Below are 20,051 nucleotides of genomic sequence, written 5' to 3'. Positions count from 1 at the left end.
TAATTAGTGTTTCATTTTATAAACTTGACTTTCTTTTAAGAACAAAAGCCAATCCCAGTCCCACAAAAACCATAGCAGCACTGAAAGGGAAAATATATTTCATTCCGCAAATATCGGCTACAGCACCAATTAACGGTCCTGCCACACCAAGGGAAAGATCAATGAAAAGCCCATAACCAGCCAATGCAGAACCTTGACTTGAAGGCGAAACACTTTTAATCGCAACAACTCCGAGCGCAGGGAAAATTAATGAAAATCCTAAACCGGTAACTCCGGCGCCAGCAAGTGCCATTTGTGAAGTTGTAGCAAAAGCAATGATCAAAAGCCCGATGGTTTCTACTAAAAGACAGGCTATCGCTACTTTTATTCCACCATAATTATTAATAACATTACTGAAAACCAATCTTCCGGCAACGAATAATCCTCCAAAAACACTGAGGCATAAAGCGCCGTTATTCCAGTGAAAGTAATTGTAATATAAAGTAATAAAGGTTGAAATGCTCGCGAATCCAAGTCCGCCCAAAGCAAGACAAATTCCGAAAGGTGCTACTTTTCCCAACACTTTCCAGAAAGATTGTGAATCCTGATGATTGGTATTTTTCTTATTTTCTTTGGTTTTAGCGAAAAAGAATCCAACAATTCCTAAGATAATAGAAAGAATCCCAATTCCATAAAGACTGAATTTATGTTCAATGATAATTCCCAAAGAAGCTCCGATTGCTAAGGCTCCATAACAGGCAACGCCATTGTACGAAATGATTTTTGCGGTATGTTTTTCACCAAGAGCCATAATTGCCCAGTTAATAGGACTTGCTCCAATCATTCCTTCTGCACAGCCCGTAAGCAAACGGGTAATGATTAAAAATGTAAGACTGATAAATGGTGAAACTTTGAAATAATAGGCGATAATTAAAAATATCCCCGTCAATGAAAAACTCAACATACTGAATAATACAGCGGGTTTTGGACCTTTTCCATCAATAATCTTCCCGGAATATGCCCTCAGAAAAAATGTAGAAACATATTGTAAACTGATGACCAATCCGGCAACAACCAGACTAAAACCTAAACTTTTACTAATAAAAATTGGAAGAACAGACAGAGATAATCCTATGATAAAATATCCTACGAAAGTAAAAGATACATAACTAATCAAGGATAAATTAACATTCTCTGACCGATTTACTAAACTATCCATGTTGAAAAAAATTAAGGTGCAAAGTTACTTCATAAAAATAGCTTAACAGAATAATAAGACTACTAAAAAGGTAATATTTATCATTCAAAATCTCAATAAACATTTACCATTCCATAAAATCAGTTATCTTTGTTTTTACAAAATTTTTAGATAAAAAACATGGAAAACAGCAAATATCCAAAGTTTACGTTCACATGGTTCGGAGGAGTTGTTTTATTGGGCGGATTGTTCGTCGGAACAATGTTGATTTCCTTTTTCAATGTTTTCTGGATGTTCACTTTTAAAGAAAACCTGCAATACAAAGATTGGTTTTTTATGGCTTCCAATGCGATTGGATTCTTGACGGCGATTGCTTTTTTTGATTTTTTTATTGTAAGACCCACAACGAAAAAGAAACTTAATTTCAATTTTTCGCCCACTAATTTTTATACCTATTTATTGATTTTTCCATTAATGATTGGGATGATGTTTATTGCAGAATTTATCGCAGCACAAATTCCAACAACGGGACCTTTCTTTGGAAAATATTATGAATTTTTCTCTGATTTAATGAATCAATTAACGGATGATCCTGTTGTCATGATTATCACAGCCGTTATTATGGCTCCGATTTTCGAGGAAATTATTTTCCGTGGAATTATTCAAAAAGGATTGATGAATAAAGGAGTAGAGCCTTGGAAAGCTATTTTGTTTTCTTCCATTATTTTTGGAGTGGTTCATGCGAATCCGTGGCAGTTTGTAGGCGCTGTTTTATTGGGATGTGTTCTTGGTTTAGTGTATTACAAAACCAAATCTTTATTGTTACCGATGTTGTTGCATGGTTTTAATAATTTATGCTCATCATTATTAATAACTTATACTAAAAACGAAAGTTTTGCAGAGGCTTTTAAAGTTTCTGAATGGATCATATTAGCCATCGGAATTGTACTTTTTTCTTTGTTTTACTATTTATTTATGAAGAAATATAAAGTGCATTACTCTGAAATTTAGTTTTAAACACGAATCACACAAATATTTTTCACGAATAACACTATACTCATTTGTGAAATTAGTGCTTAAAAATTAGTGCCTTTTGTGTTTAAACAAAAAAATAGAATTTAAAAAATGAAATTGAATATGGAATTATTGGTAGCCACCCACAACGAACATAAAAAAGAAGAAATTCAGCAGATTTTAGGAAGCGAATTTGTCGTAAAAAGTCTGACTGATTATAATATTCACGAAGAAATTGTAGAAGATGGAGATTCTTTCAACGCCAACGCTTTAATTAAAGCTAAATACTGCTTTGAAAAAACGGGAATTCCAAGTTTGGGAGACGATAGTGGCTTGGTTGTAGAATCTTTGGACGGGAGACCTGGAATTTTCTCAGCGCGCTATGCAGGAGATCACGATTTTGCTAAAAACATTTCAAAAGTTCTAAGTGAAATGGAAGGCGTTGAAAACAGAAAAGCCTATTTCATCACAGTTCTATGTTATTACGATGAAAATGGTGCACAATATTTCGATGGCCGAGTGCACGGAAATTTATTGACAGAAAATAAAGGTTTCAAAGGTTTTGGATATGACCCAATCTTCGTTCCTGAAGGTTATGACTACACTTTCGCAGAGATGAATCCTGAAGATAAAAATAAGATTAGCCACCGTAAACAGGCATTGGATTTATTCTTGGATTTTTTGAAAGTGGCGGATAAATAAGATAAATTTTGGCTAAAGCCAATGGATATTTTACGATATTGTAAACGGGCTAAAGCCCGTTCCTATTGATTTGTCATTCTTTGTGTAATTTGTGTAAAATATTTGCGTGATTTGTGTTTAAAATCAATCTTAAATTTAAAATTCATGTTTAGATTTTCTGTTGTACATTTGTCAGCATAATAAACTATTGTTTTGAGTACTTATTTAACGATATTAGGCTTTAATTCAGCGATTCCCACAGTGAATACTTCACCGACATCTCAGCTTTTAGAAATGGAAGAAAGATGTTTTTTGATAGATTGTGGCGAGGGTACACAGGTACAGCTGAGAAAAGCAAAAGCGAAATTTTCAAAGATCAATCATATTTTTATTTCGCATCTTCACGGGGATCATTGTTTCGGTCTTCCAGGGTTGATTGCGTCTTTCAGATTATTGGGACGAGATACTCCTTTGCATGTTTATGGTCCGAAAGGGATTAAAAAAATGCTTGATACAATCTTCACTATTACGGAAACGCATCGCGGATTTGAGGTTGTTTATCATGAATTAGATAAAAATTATTCGGAAAAAATCTACGAAGACGCTAGGGTAGAGGTTTATACCATTCCTTTAGATCACAGAATTTACTGTAATGGTTATCTTTTTAAAGAAAAACCAAAAGACAGGCATTTGAATATGAAGGAAATTGCAAAATATGACGAAATAGAAACATGTGATTACCATAACATAAAAGCAGGAAAAGACTTTGTTTTGAGCGACGGTTATGTTCTTAAAAATGAAGTCCTGACAGTTGATCCCGATCCATGTGTTTCTTATGCATTCTGCAGTGATACGAGATATCTTGAAAGTGTAATTCCTATTATTAAAAATGTGACGGTTCTATATCATGAATCTACATTTTTACATGATTTAAAAGAAATGGCCGATTATACAGGACATTCCACGGCTTTGGAAGCAGCGACAATTGCCCAGAAAGCTGAAGTTGGAAAGCTTATTTTAGGACATTTTTCTAACAGATATGGAGATTTAACGGTTTTCACAGATGAAGCGAGAACTATTTTTACCAATTCATTTTTACCAAAAGCTTTGGAAAGTGTAAAAATTTAAAATGAAGATGTTGAATTTTGAAGAGCTAAAAAGCTTTTTAGACGAAAAAGCTGATCAATACAATACTCCGGACTTTATTGAAAATGATCCGATACAGATTCCGCATCGTTTTTCTTTGAAGCAGGATATTGAAATTGCAGGTTTTCTAGCGGCTACAATTTCCTGGGGAAACAGAAAAGCGATCATTAAATCAGCGGAAAAAATGTTGGATATCATGGGAAATTCTCCTTATGATTTTGTGATGAATTATTCTGAAAAGGATTTGGAATCAATTCAGGATAAAAGTATTCACAGAACTTTTAATGGTCAGGATTTTACTTATTTTATTAAACAATTTAATAGGATTTATACTGAAAATAATAGTTTGGAGGATTTATTTTTAATTAAAGATTCCGAAACGAATTTTTCTCATTCCATCGAAAGATTCAGAACAAAATTTCTTGGAATTGAAAAGCACAGAACGCACAAACATGTAAGTTCACCCTATAAAAACTCATCCACCAAAAGAATCATTATGTTTTTGCGCTGGATGGTTCGTGAGGATAAACGTGGCGTAGATTTTGGTATTTGGGAGAATATTGATCAAAAATATCTGTCGATTCCTTTGGATGTTCATACCGGAAATATTTCCAGAAAATTAGGATTGATTTCAAGAACTCAGAACGATTGGAAAACAGTAGAAGAGCTTGATCTGATAATCAGAAAGTTTGATGAAAAAGATCCTGCAAAATATGATTTTGCATTGTTTGGATTAGGCGTAACGAAAGAATTAATTTAAATAAACACGATGAAAAAAGACGAAGAAAAAATAGATGTATTAGAAAAAATTGCCAATGGAATTACCTGGTGGATCGGCTCGATACCGTCACTTATTGCACATACGATATTTTTTATCACTTCTTTTTTACTGCCATTATTAAAGATTGTAGAATTTGATAAAATGCTTTTGATTCTTACAACGGTAGTTTCTCTTGAAGCAATTTATCTGGCTATTTTTATCCAAATGTCGGTGAATAAGAGTCATGAAAAAATTGAAGATATCCAGGAAGATATTGAAGATATTCAGGAAGATATTGAGGAAATTAGTGAAGATATCGAAGAAATTAGTGAAGACATTGAAGAGATCAACGAAGATATTGAGGATATCCAAGAAGATATCGAGGAGATTAATGAAGATGAAGAAGATGAAGACCACAACGAACGCGCTAAGAATGTTATGCTTAAAAGCCACGTAAATTCTAATAAAAACGAAATAAAAGCATTAAAAGACCAAATTGCAGAGCTTCAAAATATGATTGATCAGCTTAAAAAAGATTAATTTTTTTCAACATAATTATAAAAAATGACTAATAATTTATTAGTCATTTTTCGTTGTTTGTAATAGAATTTAAATCAGAATTAATATTTAACATTAATTTAATTATTATTGTTAATAATTCAACCTAGATGGGGATTTAATCAAAAAAAATAGTATTTTTGAACAAACAACAACAAAATGTTAAATTATAGACTGAAAAACTACTTTTTCTTATTGGTATTGTTATTAGTTTCCACTTCTGTATTTTCTCAGAGGAAAGCACCTAAACCTGTAATAACATCGGTTAATAAAAAAGCCGGAGTTTTTATAGATGTAAACGCAACGGGTTATGCACCTTCTACGTATAGTGCAGAGCAACTTGTGAAGGATATTCTTATTAATGGCGGATCAACCTGTTCAGTACCAAACGTATCAAATGTAACGGTAGCTCCTAACCATCCAGTAACTAATAATGATAGGTTTTGGGGATATTTCCACAGAGGAACTACAAATTTCCCTTTTAAAGATGGAATTGTCTTAACTACAGGCCGTGCCAGAGAGGCAGGAAATACAGCGCAAACTCCTAGTACGTCTGTAACCGGCGCAGGAATGAACGATCCTGATTTGGTAGCGGCAGTTCCTATTACCAACCCTAGTGATAATTATAATGATAATGTCATGCTGGAGTTTGATTTTGTACCCAACTCTAATCAGGTAAAGTTTAACTATCTTTTTGCTTCTGAAGAATATACAGGTACTTTTCCATGCCAATATTCAGATGCATTTGCTTTATTGATCAAACCTGTTTCAGGTGGTCCTTATGTAAATGTAGCTGTTTTGCCGGGAACAGCTGGTCCTGTAAGTATGACCAATATACATCCTTTAATACCTGGAACACCTCCTTTTGGCTGTCCTGCTATTAATGAAATGTATTTTGCGGGTTATAACTCGTCACCTAAAGTGGTAACTAATTATAATGGTAGAACAGTTCCTTTGACGGCAGTAGCAACTGTTACTCCAGGGGTTGCTTACCATTTTAAAATGGTCTTGTCAGATTATAGAGATTCTAGTTACGATTCTGCTGTATTTATTGAAGGTGGATCTTTTGATATAGGTATTAAACTTGTTGATAATACCGGAGCTGTGTTACCTGCATCTCTAAATGTATGTGATAATGCTCCTCAGACTTTAGTGGCTCAGGTTTCAGGTATTACGGGAGCTACTTATCAGTGGTATTTCAATAATGGTACAACAACAGTAGCAATACCGGGAGCAACAACTTCAACTTATGTTGCAACTGCACCAGGTATTTATACCATTAAAGTTAGTGTTCCGGGAAATACATGTCCGGCTGAAGCTAAGATAACCATTGTTGGAGGTACAACTCCGGTGGCACAGAATGCTACATTGAAACTTTGTACGACTCCTACAACCAGTACATTTGATTTAAATACAGCTAAAACGTTAATAAGTACAACTCAAGGTGCTGTATTCCGTTTTTACCCAACTCAGGCTGGGGCGCAGGCTCAAGACGCTACTAATATTCCTACTGCTAATTTGGCGAGTTATAACGGAACAGACGGACAGGTTTTATATGTCGTTGTTTCCAATGGGGCATTTTGTAGTAAAACGGTTACATTGACTTTAAGAAAAGAAGCTACTCCGATAGCTGTACTTGGTGCTTCAAGAGTTAAAATCTGTAATGGAGAATCTGTAACTTTAACGGCTTCAGGAGGTGTAACTTATCAATGGAATACTATTTCGGGTACAGCAGGTACACAAACAGTGAGTCCAAGCCAGACTACAACATATACAGTATATGCAATAGGAGCACAGGGATGTAAATCTCTACAGCCTGCTACCATAACAGTGGAAGTAGTACCAGCTATTACATCCGGTCTTAAAGGAGGAATTATCTGTATAGGTGATAAAATTACTTTAGACGCAGGAGTAGGTCCAAATTACAGTTATATTTGGAGTAATGCTGCAACAACGCAGACAATTACGGTAGGTACACCAGGAATATATACTGCGACAATCACAAATGGTGTTTGTACTAAAATATTTACTGCAGAAGTAATTCAGGCTACAGTTCCTGAAATCAAAAATGTTAACTACAATGATAACGGAACAATGATCATTACAGCAACAGCGACTAATGGTCAGATGGAATATTCTGTGGATAACGGAATTACTTGGCAGGATTCTAATATGTTTACGAACGTTCCTAAAAACTCAGTAATTTCTATCAGAGTAAGAGTGAAGAAAACAAGTTGTGAGACGTTCTTGGAATATTTCACATTTGTAATGCAAAACGTTGTTACGCCAAATGGAGATAATCTGAATGATAAAATCGATTTCCGTGGAGTAAGCAGTTATAAAGATTTCAAAGCAAGTGTATTCGATCGTTACGGACGTGAAGTTTATAAAGCTGAAAAAATAAGACCATATTGGGACGGTTACTTCCAGGGTAAGCGTTTACCAACTGCATCTTATTGGTATCAGGTTACTTTTGAAGATCCTGCAAGCAAGCAACTAACTGTAAAAACAGGCTGGATTCTCTTGAAAAATATTGAATAATACATAAAACATAAAAAGGCTAACAATTCGTTAGCCTTTTTTATTAAAGTGAAATTTATAGTTGATAATGAATAAAATTGTATTCATAGTAATGTAAATTATTCAGAATTGAATTTCAATCAAAAAAAATAGTATTTTTGTTTAAAATAATATAAAATGTTAAATTGGAGGACAAGAAGTTTATTTTTTGCTTTACTTTTAATACTTATTGGTAATTCCGCTTTCTCTCAGAATAAAAGAATAGAAAAAGCGAAAAATCCTACATCGGTATCAATGAAGGCAGGAGCATTTATAGATATAAATGCTGCAGGATATCCTGAGACAAACTTTAGTGTTGAGCAGCTTGTAAAAGATGTTTTAATAGCAGGAGGATCCACGTGTTCTACAGCAAATGTTAGTAATGTCGTAGTTTCTCCAAATTTATCAGTTGGTGATATAAACAGAAGTTGGGGATATTTCAACAAAGGCACGACCAATTTTCCATTTGCAAAAGGTATTGTTCTTACAACAGGTTATGCAAGAAGAGCCGGAAACGATTTTCAGGGAACATTAAGTGATCATTTAACGACAGGAGGAGATGTTGATCTTGCCAATGCATTAGGAGTACCAAATGGACAATTAAATGATGCTACTTTTATAGAATTTGATTTCGTTCCGACCTCTACCGAAGTTAAATTCAGATACATCTTTGCTTCAAAAGAGTATTTTGACAATTTTACATGTAATATTTCGGATGGTTTTGCTTTATTATTAAAAAAATCAACCGATCCTACTTATACTAACCTAGCACTTCTTCCGAACGGAACTCCGGTAAGTGTTACTAATATTATTCCGTCAAGCTTACCTTGCGGACCAAAGAATGAACAGTATTTTGGAGGTTTAAATAATCCTCAGATACAAACTAACTTTAATGGACGTACAGTTCCGTTAACTGCTACTGCAACGGTAATTCCGGGACAGACGTATCATTTTAAAATGGTATTGGCGGATTATCAGGATAGAAATTTTGATTCAGGAGTTTTCTTGGAAGCAGGATCTTTTGATATTGGAGTTAAAATTTTAGATCCTGCCGGAGTAGCACTTCCTGGATCTATTAATGTTTGTGATAATACACCAACAGTTCTTACAGCGTCTGCAAATATTCCGGGAGCTACTTATGTATGGTTATTAGGAACTACACCTATTCCTGGAGCTACATCTGTAAGTTATACGGCAACTCAGCCGGGAGTATATACCGTTCAGGTTTTTATACCCGGAAATTCATGTCCGGGAACAGCCAGCGTCACGATTGTCGGAGGTACATCTCCAACAGTACAGAATGCTACTTTAACCGCATGTTACGCGCCAGGAAATGCAACATTTAATTTAACTTCAGCTCAAGCATCAATAAGTACAACTCCGGGAGCCACATTTGCTTATTATACAACGTTGGCTGATGCTAATGCTGGAAATGCGAACACAATTCCTACTCCCACAGCTTATCCAAGTGCGGGAGGTACGGTATATGTTCAGGTAAAAACAGGTTTCTGTGCAAAAGTGGCTGAATTACAGTTGGTAAAAGCGCCTCAAATGACGGCAACAATTGCTCCGCCAACAGTTTTAACTTGTACAAATTCACAAATCACATTAAACGCTTCTACATCCGTATATCCTACAGGCTCTACATTCAACTGGACAACCGTAGGCGGAAACATTGTTTCTGGTGGAAATACATTAACACCAGTTGTTAACAATGCTGGGACATATACTTTAACAATTACAAAAAATTATCAGCCTGGAAATCTTGATTGTACAGCTACAGCAACAGTAACTGTAACAGGGGACAGCGCGCCACCTGCAACGGGATTAACTGCAACTAAAGTTTTGATCTGTGCCGGAGAATCTGTTACTTTAACAGCTACAGGAGGGGCTACATACAACTGGCAAGGTGGTTTACCCGGTAACGGAAATACACAAGTTGTAACGCCTGCTACCACAACAACCTATACAGTAACTGCTGTTGGTGCTAATGGTTGCGTATCTCAAAATCCAGCGACAATTACGATTGTGGTTTCTCAACCGATTACTGTACAAAATGCATCATTATTAAAATGTTACCAGCCTGGAAATATCATTTATGATCTAACATCAGCGCAACCACAAATAACGTCAGCCGGTACAGCAACTTTTGCTTATTATTTACTTCAAGCGGATGCTAATGCAGGAAACGCAAATACAATTCCTACACCTACAGCATATCCAAGTGCTGCAAACCAGACTATTTATGTATTGGTTAAAAATGGAGGTTGTAGCTACGTTGTGACATTGCAATTAGTAAGAACAGCAGAAACAACATTAACAATAGCAACTCCGCAAACAATAACCTGTACAACAAATCAGGTTACAATAAATGCCGGGGCATCTGTAATTCCTGCAGGTTCTACCATTGCATGGACAACCGTAGGGGGAAATATTGTTTCTGGAGCTAATACTTTAACACCTGCTGTAAATGCAGGAGGGACTTATACTTTAACGGTTTCAAATATAAACCAACCTGGAAACTTAACATGTACCTACACAGCAACAGTTACAGTTATTGAGGATAAAACAATTCCAGTAGCAGGTTTAACCTCATCAGTTGCTCAGATTTGTGTTGGAGAATCGGTTACTTTAACAGCTACGGGTGGGGCTACTTATAATTGGGGAACTCTTCCGGGTAGTGGAAACACTCAGGTTGTTTCGCCTACGAACACGACTGTATATACAGTTTTTGCTATAGGAGCAAACGGATGTATCTCTGCAACTCCTGCAACGATTACAATTATAGTTGGTCCTCCAACAGCAGGGGTTTCAGCGAATAAATCGAAAATTTGTGCCGGAGAATCTGTTACTTTAACTGCTACAGGAGGTATTACTTATAACTGGGTTGGATTAACAGGAAACGGAAATACTCAGGTTGTTTCTCCTACAGTTACCACAGAATATTCTGTGTATGCATTAGGTGGAAATGGGTGTAGCTCAGTACTTCCTGCAAAAATTAAAATTGAGGTTGTTCCGGCGATTGTTTCTACATTGCAAGATGTATTTGTCTGTGTCGGAGATAAGGGTATTTTAGATGCAGGATCGGGTCCTAACTATACTTATTTATGGAGTAATGGTGCTACTACGCAAACGATATCTACAGATGTAGTGGGAACGTATTCAGTTACGATAAGTAATGGAGTTTGTTCTAAAGTTTTCACAGCACAATTATTAAACCCAGTATTGCCTCAGTTTACGAATGTGACTTTTGAAAATCATGTTCTTACGCTTACAACAACTAATCCTACAGGAGGAGTTTTAGAATATTCTATTGATGGAGGAGTAACATGGCAGAATTCGAATATATTCTATAATGTTTTAAATAACAGCAATTATAAATTGATGGTTAGGGTGAAGGATGCGAAATGTAGTACTACATTAGAGTTTTATACATTCTTAATCAGTAATGCAATTACACCAAACTCTGATGGTAAAAATGATGTTATAGACTTCTCAGGAATCAGTCAGTATAATAATTTTGCTGCTTCTGTTTTCAACAGATACGGTCAGGAATTATTTAAAGCTACTAAATCTGATGCTATCTGGAGAGGAACAATTAAGGATCTTAATGTGCCAACTGCTACTTACTGGTATAGAGTTCAGTGGGATAATCCGGCAAGTAAAAAGCTTGAATTAAGAACAGGCTGGATCTTATTAAAAAATAGAAATTAACAATTAAATCACCATAATTTTGAAAACCTCCTATTTTGGAGGTTTTTATTTTTAATAATAAAAAAGTTAAATATATATACGATATATTTAAAAAAAAATTAAATTTGTTGAAACAAAAAGTATTATGAAGAGATATCTACCGTTTTTTTTCTTTTTTTTATTCAGTTCGACATCTTTATTCTCGCAAAATGCACCACCTAGAAAACCTCAAGTAAAAAAGCTTTCGGCTACAGCCAAAGCTGGTGATCTTATTGATGTAAATGCTCCTGGATATAATGAATCGAGTTTTACGATGGAGCAATTGGTAAAGGATGTATTGATATCATCAGGAACCAATTCATGTGTTATGCCCAGCGTTTCGAATGTTGTAGTAACTCCAAATTTACCAGCCACTAATGCAAATAGAGCTTGGGGGTATTTCCATAAAGCAACAAGTACTTTTCCTTTTAAAGACGGAATTGTATTGGTGACAGGAAAAGCTAATCGTACAGGAAATGCTCCTGAAGCAGGCCTTAGTGACCCTGTGGGGACAGGTAGTGATCCAGACTTAGTAGCAGCAACCAACCCAAGTAAACCTTTGAATGATGCAGTAATCTTAGAATTTGATTTCGTTCCTACATCGTCTCAGGTTAAGTTTAATTATATAATGGCTTCTGAGGAATATACAGGTGATTATCCTTGTGGATATGCAGATTCATTTGCTTTATTGATCAGACCATCTTCAGGTGGACCTTACACCAACATGGCTGTACTGCCAAACGCAGGTGGGCCTGTAAGTATTACAAATATTCACCCACTAATTACAGGTTTTGGCGGATGTGCTGCAGTAAACGAACAGTACTTTGCAGGATATAACCCTCCAATTGGCGATACGAATCTTAATGGTAGAACAGTTCCTCTTACTGCTACAGCAACTGTAGTTGCAGGACAACAATATCATTTTAAAATGGTAATTGCTGATGCAGGAGATACAGCTTTTGATTCAGCGGTATTTTTGGAAGGTGGATCTTTTAAAATTGGGGTAGATTTATTAGACCCTTCGGGAGCTACTTTACCCTCAGATATTAATGTTTGTGATGGTGTGCCGCAAGTGATTACAGCTTCTGTGAGTGACCCTAACTTATTATATCAGTGGTTCTTTAACGGAGTAGCTGTTAATGGTGCTACAACAAACACGATTACAGCGATTCAGCCGGGAACCTATACAATTGAGGTAAGTGTTCCGGGGAATCCTTGTCCGGGGAAAGCATCAATTCAAATTCATGGAGGAACGACGCCGACTGCTCAGAATGCAACTTTACTTCTGTGTACCACTCCGGATATTACAACTTTCGATTTGTCGACTATCATGCCGGCAATAAGTACAACTCCGGGTGCGATATTCCATTTTTATCAAAATCAGGCGGATGCAATTGCTCAAAACAATAACTTTATTACAACACCATTAAATTATAATGGAACTGACGGTCAGATTCTATATGTAGTTGTTTCAAACGGAGGATTCTGTAGTAAAATGATTGAACTTAAATTATTAAAAGAAGTTACGCCAAAAGCAACTTTGGTATCTACCAGAATTAAAATATGCCCTGGAGAATCAGTGAATTTAACAGCTACAGGAGGTAATACTTACTTATGGAATAATTTCTTAGGTACAGGACCAACTCAGACTGTTACCTTATTTAATACAACAACATTTACAGTATATGCTATCGGAGTTAAAGGATGTAAATCTCTACAGCCGGCAACCGTAACTGTGGAAGTCGTTCCTGAGATCGTAACTCCATTGAAAGATGTAGAAATGTGTCTTGGAGACAGAGTGATCTTAGATGCAGGAACAGGTCCTAATTACAAGTATTTATGGAGTACGGGAGCAACAACGCAGACTATTTCAGTAGACGAGTGGGGAATTTACACAGTTGAAATTGATAACGGAATTTGTAAGAAAATCTTCCCTGTGAAAGTAATGGGAGCAGCTTCACCTTTCGTTTCTAATATCAATTATGGAAATGGAACACTGACAATTACTGCTGAAAACCCACCAATTAATAATATTCAGGGAGTTTTAGAGTATTCTATTGATGGAGGTATTAATTGGCAGCAATCGAATGTATTTTCAGGATTACAGAGTAATACGACATACAACATTCAGGTGAGGGTAGTAGGTACGCATTGTGTGGGAGCGCTTGAGTTCTTTACATTGCAGATTTCAAACATCATTACACCTAATCAAGATGGAGTGAACGATGTGCTGGATCTTACATCACTTGGAGAGTTCAAAAACTTCACAGGTTCAATCTATGACAGATACGGAGTTGAAATGTTCAGATTCTCAAAACAAAATCCTATCTGGAACGGTACGGTAGCAGGTAAGAGATTGCCAACAGCTACTTATTGGTACAAGTTCAACTTTGATTATCCAAAATCAAAAGCTCAGATGAACTGGTCTGGTTGGATCTTACTAAAGAATAGAGAATAATAAATAGATAATGCAAACATCAAAAAAAGCCTTTCAATTAAATTTGAAAGGCTTTTTTATTTTTAAGATTTTATCGGTTTTCTTTCCAGAGTTTAGTGAAATTGATAAAGTCACTAACGCTTAATTCTTCGGCTCTTTTATCCATAAACTCATGCGTTTTCAATTCTTCAGGAATTTCCAATACTTTTAAAGAGTTGGATAATTTTTTTCTCCTTTGATTAAAACCAGCCTTTACGATTTGCTTGAAAAGAACTTCATTTCCTGCTAATCCTTCTTTTGGGTTTCGGGTTAATTTAATAACTCCCGACTTTACCTTTGGAGGTGGATTGAAGACGTTTTCATGCACTGTAAACAGATAAGTGACATCATAGTATGCCTGAACCAAAACAGATAGAATTCCGTACTCCTTCGTTCTTGGGACAGATGCCGTTCTTTCTGCCACTTCTTTTTGGAACATTCCTACCATTTCTGGAATCAATTCATAGTGATCTATGATTTTGAACAAGATCTGTGAAGAAATATTATAAGGGAAGTTTCCAATAATAGCAATTTGATCGTTATTAATAAAATTGAAATCCTGTTTCAGGAAATCTCCTACAAAGATATCTTCTGTAATCTTAGGATAGGTGTTTTTCAGGTACTCTATAGATTCGGTATCTATTTCTGCAAGATAAAGGTTTTGCTCTTTTTCGAGAAGGTATTTGGTAAGGACTCCCGTTCCCGGACCTATTTCCATAATATTCTTATAGTTCTCAAAACTAAGACCTTCTACGATTTTTCTTGCGATATTTTCATCTGTCAAAAAGTGTTGACCAAGATGTTTTTTTGCTTTTACACTCAAGTTTTTTTATGATTTTATTAACAATGATTTTCTCTATTTCGTCCCAAATTTCGGAAGTTTTTTTCTAATTTAGCCAAAAATTTTAATATTAATGGCTAAATCTGTAGATGAATTTAATAAGAAGAGACTTCGATCGAGCAATATTACAGTCGTAATAAGTATTGCCTTAGTGTTATTTTTGTTAGGATTAATGGGACTTATTTTGATCAATGCCCAGAAATATTCCGACTATATCAAGGAACAATTGGTTGTCAATGCCTACTTTGATGAAAACTATGACGCGAAAGACTCTGTAAAAATTGCAAAATTTGAAGAAGAAACTTTAAAGAAAGTACAGACTTTGGCACCTGTAAAAAAGGCGACCTACATTTCAAGAGCTGCAGCTGCAATTGAAGCTAAAAAAAGTATGGGAATCGATAGCGATGCGCTTTTCGAGGAGAATATTTTCCCTTCTTCAATAGAAATTGCTCTGAAACCTGAATATGTAGACCCTGCAAAAATTGATGAAGCTATAAAAATCATCAAATCTGTTCAAGGAATTGTAGACGTGAAAAACGACAGTACCTTAATGGTAGATGTATACAACAACCTGAGTAGAATTTTAAAATGGATTTTTGGTTTCTCTCTTTTATTTTTGATTCTAGCGGTAGTTTTAATTAATAACTCTATCCGTCTGAAGATATTTTCAAAAAGATTTATTATCAAAACCATGCAGTTGGTAGGAGCAAAAAGAAGATTTATCTTAAAGCCTTTTATCATTGAAGCAGTTGTTTTAGGAGCTATCGGTTCTTTTATCGGGCTTGCTGCTTTATGTGGTGTCTGGTATTATTTCACGAGCCAGATCGGTTCATCATTCGTACAGGATAATCAGCAGTATTTTTGGCTGATCGTGCTTGTATTGGGAGTTGGAGTTTTAATTACGGTTCTAAGTACAATCATCGCAACATGGAGATTCTTGAAATCTAACGTTGACGATTTATATTATTCTTAAAAATGGGCAAACAAACAAATAAATTTTCTGCAGCAGATTTCGGTAAAGAAACTGAAACTACTAATGAAAACACGTTCTATTTCGGACAGCAAAACTTTAAATGGATGCTTATTGGTTTAGCATTTATCGTTGTCGGATTTTTATTAATGATGGGACCAGACGCCAATACTATTGACGGAAAGCTGGATCCTAATTCTTGGAATGAAGATATTTTTTCTATCCGAAGAATAAGAATTGCGCCTCTATTCATTGTAATAGGTTTCGTCATTGAAGTGTACGCGATTTTAAAAAGAAAATAATTAATTTTTATTTTAAAGATTAAGAAATTGCGAGATTTAGAAGATTCTAGATTTCAATATCTCTTAATCTTTAAATTTTTATATAAACTATGGATTTAATCAAAGCAATCGTTATTGCCATTATTGAAGGGCTGACAGAATATTTGCCAATCTCTTCTACCGCACACATGGGTTTTGCAGCCAATTTAATGGGCATGCAGGAAGATGAATTTTTAAAAATGTTTCAGGTTTCCATTCAGTTTGGGGCAATCTTGTCTGTTGTAGTGGCATATTGGAAAAAGTTCTTTGATTTCAATAATATCAAGTTTTATTTTAAGTTGGCTTATGCAGTTGTTCCTGCGTTGGCTTTAGGATATTTATTTGATGATAAAATTGAAGCCATTCTTGGAAATCAGATTGCAATTTCGTCGGTTTTAGTACTTGGTGGAGTTGTTTTATTGTTTGCAGATAAATGGTTTAAAAATCCAACCATCGATGATGAAAAGGGAATTACCGTAAAAAAAGCAATCACAATTGGATTCTGGCAATGTCTTGCGATGATGCCTGGAACGAGTAGAAGTGCTGCTTCCATTATTGGAGGGATGACTCAGGGGTTAACGAGAAAAGCTGCTGCAGAATTTTCATTCTTTTTGGCGGTTCCTACGATGTTGGCGGTTACAGTTTATTCTGTTTTTGTTAAAACATGGGGTAAAGAAACACCTAATCCTCAAAAAGGATATGAGATGATTATGTCATCAAACGACCATATTATGATTTTCGTGATTGGAAATGTTGTGGCATTTATTGTCGCATTAATCGCTATTAAAGCTTTCATCGGAGTTTTAAATAAATATGGTTTCAAACCTTGGGGATGGTACCGTATTTTTGTTGGATTGGCTTTATTGATTTATTTTTACTTTTTTAAATAATCAGGTTAAAAAATTACTGATTACCAATTATATATTACTCATCATTCATGACAGCTGAAGAACTGCAATCAGGACACGTATTTTTATTAGACAAACCTCTGGATTGGACTTCTTTTCAGGCCGTTAATAAAATGAAATATAAACTCAAAAGAGAGTTTAATCTTCCTAAGAAATTTAAAATTGGTCACGCCGGAACATTAGACCCAAGAGCAACTGGATTGCTTATCGTTTGTTGCGGGAAATTCACCAAGAAAATCCCTGAAATACAGGATGCTCCCAAAGAATATTGGACTGAAATTAAAATTGGAGTACAAACAGAATCTTACGACACCGAAAAACCAGAGATCCTTGAACAGGATTATTCGCACATTTCAGAAGAGCAGATCAATGAAGCTGTAATGAAATTTTTAGGTGAAATAGATCAGACGCCACCTGTTTTTTCAGCAATAAAAATTGATGGAAAAAGAGCGTATGATTTGGCTAGAGCAGGAGAGGAAGTAGAAATGAAATCCAGAAAAACTACAATTCTTTATATTGAAGACATTAAAATAGATCTTCCTTTGGTAAGCTTTACAGTAGGCTGTTCAAAAGGAACTTATATCCGAAGTTTGGCTCACGATATCGGGCAGGAATTGGGTGTTGGTGCTTATTTAACACAATTAAGACGTACAAAAATTGGTGACTATAAAATTGAAGACGCAACGACTCAGTTTTTAGATAATGATTTTAGATTTGATAATAATTAAAAACTAACCTATGCAGGAGAAAACACGTATCAATAAATATTTATCGGAAGCCGGATACTGCTCAAGAAGAGCTGCAGATAAGCTTTTGGAAGAAGGCAGAATTACGATCAACGGAAAGGTTCCTGAAATGGGAACTAAAGTTTCTGATGAAGATGTCGTGGAAGTTGACGGCAAACCAATACGTGAATCTGAGGATGAGCCTATTTACATTGCTTTCAATAAACCGGTAGGCATCGTTTGTACAACAGATACCAAGCGCGAAATAGATAATATTATAGAATATATCAACCATCCGAAAAGGATTTTCCCGATCGGAAGATTAGATAAACCAAGTGAAGGGTTGATTCTTTTAACCAACGACGGTGATATTGTTAATAAAATTCTGAGAGCAAGAAACAATCACGAAAAAGAGTATTTGGTGCGAGTAGACAAGCCTACGAATCCAAAATTCTTAGATAAAATGCGAAATGGAGTTCCTATTTTGGATACAGTCACAAAAAAATGTGAAGTTGAAAAAATAGATGATATGACCTTCAGAATCGTTCTTACACAAGGCTTAAACAGACAAATCCGTAGAATGTGCGAATATCTTGGCTACGAAGTGAAAAAGCTAAAAAGAATCCGTATCATGAATATAAAATTGGATCTTCCTGTTGGAAAATGGAGAGATTTAACAGATATAGAACTATCTACTTTAAATGATTTGCTTGAAGATTCTAGCAAGACAATTGATTAGTTATAAGTCTTAATTTATAAACTTAAAGATGCTTCGACTTCGCTCAGCATGACATCACTAAAAATTTACTGTTAAAATAATGCAGTTAGTATTAGAAATGTCATGCTGAGCGAAGTCGAAGCGTTTACGAATAAAGCATTTACTACTTCAAATACAGTTTCATTCTCGCCTCATATTCCGGTTTTATTTTCAATAATTTCCAGATTTTCTTTTCATCATGTTCGCTAATTCTGTAGAAAATAATTTTATCCGCAGAATATTTAAAATAAGGATGATTTTTAAGCCATTCTTCGGGAGCATCTACCAAAGTGTATTTCGGGACATTTGAAGTATTTAACGGAGCAATGGCAAGCAGTTTTTGAGTTAAATCTTTATCAATATTATAAGTAGTCAGAATCTGATCTTTATTAACAAAACCTCCTAATTTTTTTCTAAATCCTATTATCGAACCTGCGGCTCTTTCATCCATTCCAAACTCTAAAAGTTGTTTAAAAGTAATTGAATTCAGATCTGTTTTTGAAAAATCTGTTTTCTCTTGTTTTACCTCCAATTTCTTTTCATCCACTTTTGCTAAACTTGAGGGATTAAGCTTAATGTAAGGTCTTAATTCTTCAAACTTTTCAGCTGAGATCACAAAACATTTTTGAATGTCTTCTAAACTTTTAAAACTACCTCTTAAGTTTCGGTCACGATAATTGACAATTGTATTGGCTTGTTTTTCAGAAAATCCAAACGCTTTCCAACCATCAATATTCAAAGTATTAGGATCAAAAGAGCGATATTGAATTTTAGGTTTTCCTGTATAGACATTTTTAGCAAAATTTTTGAAATTTTCAGGAGTTTTTGCAGGAAGTATCAAATAACGTTCAAGCTTTTCGTAATTTTCATCATTAATGATAAAGCATTCTTTAAACTTTTCTTTGCTGACAAAACTTCCTCCCAAATAACTTTTATACTTTAAAATAGCTTCCGCCTGTCTTTCACTGAAACCCATTTTCACCCAATCATTAGCAGAATAATGATCAGGATTAAATCTTCCAGAAATGCTGATACTCTTCCTCTCAAAGCTCTTGAATTTAGAAGATTTAGCTTCCTTATTGGTTTCAGGAAGTAAAATATAGGTTTCCAACGCAGCAAACTTTTCCGGCGAAACAGCATAGCATTTTTTGAACTGCTCTTTTGACGTAAACCTTCCTCCAACAATCTTTTTATAATTTAAAATTGTTGCAATTTGTTTTTCAGAAAAGCCTAGATTTTTCCATTGTTTTTCGTCAAGCTCATTTGGTTCAAATTCAGATAAACTTAAAGGAATTGTACTTTCAGAAATGAATTTTACATCAGAAAAATCTTCTTTTTCCTTGCTTGTATATTTTTGAAATGTGAACAGAATAATCAACAGCATTCCCATGAATGCCAGTCTTTGGTAATAGTTTTTTTTCATCCTG

The 20,051-nt window shown here is 35.0% G+C and carries 16 protein-coding genes; 13 read left to right on the top strand and 3 right to left on the bottom strand.

The genetic code is table 11. The annotated features are described in order from the left end of the window. Positions 1 to 16: 16 nt before the first annotated feature. Positions 17 to 1,198 (bottom strand): MFS transporter, encoded by a 1,182-nt coding sequence (locus tag SB689_RS18570; protein ID WP_410693585.1) that lies wholly within the window; start codon positions 1,196 to 1,198, stop codon positions 17 to 19. 159 nt (positions 1,199 to 1,357) lie between these two features. Here SB689_RS18570 and SB689_RS18565 point away from each other — a divergent pair, with 159 nt between their 5' ends. The 8 genes from SB689_RS18565 to SB689_RS18530 all read left to right on the top strand — a co-directional run bounded on the left by SB689_RS18565 (position 1,358) and on the right by SB689_RS18530 (position 14,085). Further along, positions 1,358 to 2,188, top strand: a complete 831-nt coding sequence (locus tag SB689_RS18565; protein ID WP_410693584.1) for a CPBP family intramembrane glutamic endopeptidase — start codon at positions 1,358 to 1,360, stop codon at positions 2,186 to 2,188. A gap of 114 nt (positions 2,189 to 2,302) precedes the next feature. Then, complete coding sequence (rdgB, locus tag SB689_RS18560; protein WP_410693583.1) at positions 2,303 to 2,893, top strand: RdgB/HAM1 family non-canonical purine NTP pyrophosphatase; 591 nt, start codon at positions 2,303 to 2,305, stop codon at positions 2,891 to 2,893. A gap of 192 nt (positions 2,894 to 3,085) precedes the next feature. Further along, complete coding sequence (locus tag SB689_RS18555) at positions 3,086 to 4,000, top strand: ribonuclease Z (RefSeq protein ID WP_410693582.1); 915 nt, start codon at positions 3,086 to 3,088, stop codon at positions 3,998 to 4,000. Positions 4,001 to 4,007: 7 nt separating this feature from the next. Next, positions 4,008 to 4,778, top strand: coding sequence for a TIGR02757 family protein (locus SB689_RS18550; protein ID WP_410693598.1), 771 nt, complete (start codon positions 4,008 to 4,010; stop codon positions 4,776 to 4,778). A 9-nt stretch (positions 4,779 to 4,787) separates the two neighbouring features. Further along, positions 4,788 to 5,318: a DUF1003 domain-containing protein gene (locus SB689_RS18545; RefSeq protein WP_410693581.1), complete on the top strand. Its 531-nt coding sequence runs from the start codon at positions 4,788 to 4,790 to the stop codon at positions 5,316 to 5,318. Positions 5,319 to 5,495: 177 nt separating this feature from the next. After that, positions 5,496 to 7,877: a choice-of-anchor L domain-containing protein gene (locus SB689_RS18540; RefSeq protein WP_410693580.1), complete on the top strand. Its 2,382-nt coding sequence runs from the start codon at positions 5,496 to 5,498 to the stop codon at positions 7,875 to 7,877. A gap of 156 nt (positions 7,878 to 8,033) precedes the next feature. Continuing rightward, a complete protein-coding gene (locus SB689_RS18535; protein ID WP_410693579.1) occupies positions 8,034 to 11,609 on the top strand; it encodes a choice-of-anchor L domain-containing protein in 3,576 nt (1,191 codons plus the stop codon). Between the two features lie 124 nt (positions 11,610 to 11,733). Continuing rightward, a complete protein-coding gene (locus SB689_RS18530; protein ID WP_410693578.1) occupies positions 11,734 to 14,085 on the top strand; it encodes a choice-of-anchor L domain-containing protein in 2,352 nt (783 codons plus the stop codon). 70 nt (positions 14,086 to 14,155) lie between these two features. Here SB689_RS18530 and rsmA read toward each other — a convergent pair whose 3' ends face one another. Next, on the bottom strand, positions 14,156 to 14,926 hold the full coding sequence (rsmA, locus tag SB689_RS18525) for a 16S rRNA (adenine(1518)-N(6)/adenine(1519)-N(6))-dimethyltransferase RsmA (RefSeq protein WP_410693577.1): 771 nt from the start codon (positions 14,924 to 14,926) through the stop codon (positions 14,156 to 14,158). A 91-nt stretch (positions 14,927 to 15,017) separates the two neighbouring features. Between rsmA and SB689_RS18520 the strand changes: the two genes are divergently transcribed. The 5 genes from SB689_RS18520 to rluF all read left to right on the top strand — a co-directional run bounded on the left by SB689_RS18520 (position 15,018) and on the right by rluF (position 18,606). Next, positions 15,018 to 15,917: a cell division protein FtsX gene (locus SB689_RS18520; protein WP_410693576.1), complete on the top strand. Its 900-nt coding sequence runs from the start codon at positions 15,018 to 15,020 to the stop codon at positions 15,915 to 15,917. Positions 15,918 to 15,919: 2 nt separating this feature from the next. Further along, positions 15,920 to 16,216, top strand: coding sequence for a DUF3098 domain-containing protein (locus SB689_RS18515; RefSeq protein ID WP_410693575.1), 297 nt, complete (start codon positions 15,920 to 15,922; stop codon positions 16,214 to 16,216). Positions 16,217 to 16,305: 89 nt separating this feature from the next. After that, positions 16,306 to 17,124 carry an undecaprenyl-diphosphate phosphatase gene (locus SB689_RS18510; RefSeq protein ID WP_410693574.1) on the top strand — a complete coding sequence of 273 codons (819 nt, stop codon included), beginning with the start codon at positions 16,306 to 16,308 and terminating at the stop codon, positions 17,122 to 17,124. Positions 17,125 to 17,171: 47 nt separating this feature from the next. After that, a complete protein-coding gene (truB, locus tag SB689_RS18505) occupies positions 17,172 to 17,870 on the top strand; it encodes a tRNA pseudouridine(55) synthase TruB (protein ID WP_410693573.1) in 699 nt (232 codons plus the stop codon). Between the two features lie 10 nt (positions 17,871 to 17,880). Then, complete coding sequence (gene rluF, locus SB689_RS18500) at positions 17,881 to 18,606, top strand: 23S rRNA pseudouridine(2604) synthase RluF (RefSeq protein WP_410693572.1); 726 nt, start codon at positions 17,881 to 17,883, stop codon at positions 18,604 to 18,606. A 142-nt stretch (positions 18,607 to 18,748) separates the two neighbouring features. On the opposite strand, the gene SB689_RS18495 is transcribed toward rluF, so the two are convergent. Continuing rightward, positions 18,749 to 20,047: a hypothetical protein gene (locus SB689_RS18495; RefSeq protein ID WP_410693571.1), complete on the bottom strand. Its 1,299-nt coding sequence runs from the start codon at positions 20,045 to 20,047 to the stop codon at positions 18,749 to 18,751. Positions 20,048 to 20,051: the final 4 nt, after the last annotated feature.

It is taken from the genome of Chryseobacterium sp. SIMBA_038 (assembly GCF_046535115.1).
Lineage (GTDB): Bacteria > Bacteroidota > Bacteroidia > Flavobacteriales > Weeksellaceae > Chryseobacterium.
Note: the sequence above shows the minus strand (reverse complement) of the source record. Positions and strands in the feature narration are given on the sequence as shown.

Coding starts and splice junctions, on each gene's coding strand:
- SB689_RS18570 (WP_410693585.1), bottom strand. CDS start 1,198: ATGGATAGTTTAGTAAATCGGTCAGAGAATGTTAATTTATCCTTGATT.
- SB689_RS18565 (WP_410693584.1), top strand. CDS start 1,358: ATGGAAAACAGCAAATATCCAAAGTTTACGTTCACATGGTTCGGAGGA.
- rdgB (WP_410693583.1), top strand. CDS start 2,303: ATGAAATTGAATATGGAATTATTGGTAGCCACCCACAACGAACATAAA.
- SB689_RS18550 (WP_410693598.1), top strand. CDS start 4,008: ATGTTGAATTTTGAAGAGCTAAAAAGCTTTTTAGACGAAAAAGCTGAT.
- SB689_RS18545 (WP_410693581.1), top strand. CDS start 4,788: ATGAAAAAAGACGAAGAAAAAATAGATGTATTAGAAAAAATTGCCAAT.
- SB689_RS18540 (WP_410693580.1), top strand. CDS start 5,496: ATGTTAAATTATAGACTGAAAAACTACTTTTTCTTATTGGTATTGTTA.
- SB689_RS18535 (WP_410693579.1), top strand. CDS start 8,034: ATGTTAAATTGGAGGACAAGAAGTTTATTTTTTGCTTTACTTTTAATA.
- SB689_RS18530 (WP_410693578.1), top strand. CDS start 11,734: ATGAAGAGATATCTACCGTTTTTTTTCTTTTTTTTATTCAGTTCGACA.
- SB689_RS18520 (WP_410693576.1), top strand. CDS start 15,018: ATGGCTAAATCTGTAGATGAATTTAATAAGAAGAGACTTCGATCGAGC.
- SB689_RS18515 (WP_410693575.1), top strand. CDS start 15,920: ATGGGCAAACAAACAAATAAATTTTCTGCAGCAGATTTCGGTAAAGAA.
- SB689_RS18510 (WP_410693574.1), top strand. CDS start 16,306: ATGGATTTAATCAAAGCAATCGTTATTGCCATTATTGAAGGGCTGACA.
- truB (WP_410693573.1), top strand. CDS start 17,172: ATGACAGCTGAAGAACTGCAATCAGGACACGTATTTTTATTAGACAAA.
- rluF (WP_410693572.1), top strand. CDS start 17,881: ATGCAGGAGAAAACACGTATCAATAAATATTTATCGGAAGCCGGATAC.
- SB689_RS18495 (WP_410693571.1), bottom strand. CDS start 20,047: ATGAAAAAAAACTATTACCAAAGACTGGCATTCATGGGAATGCTGTTG.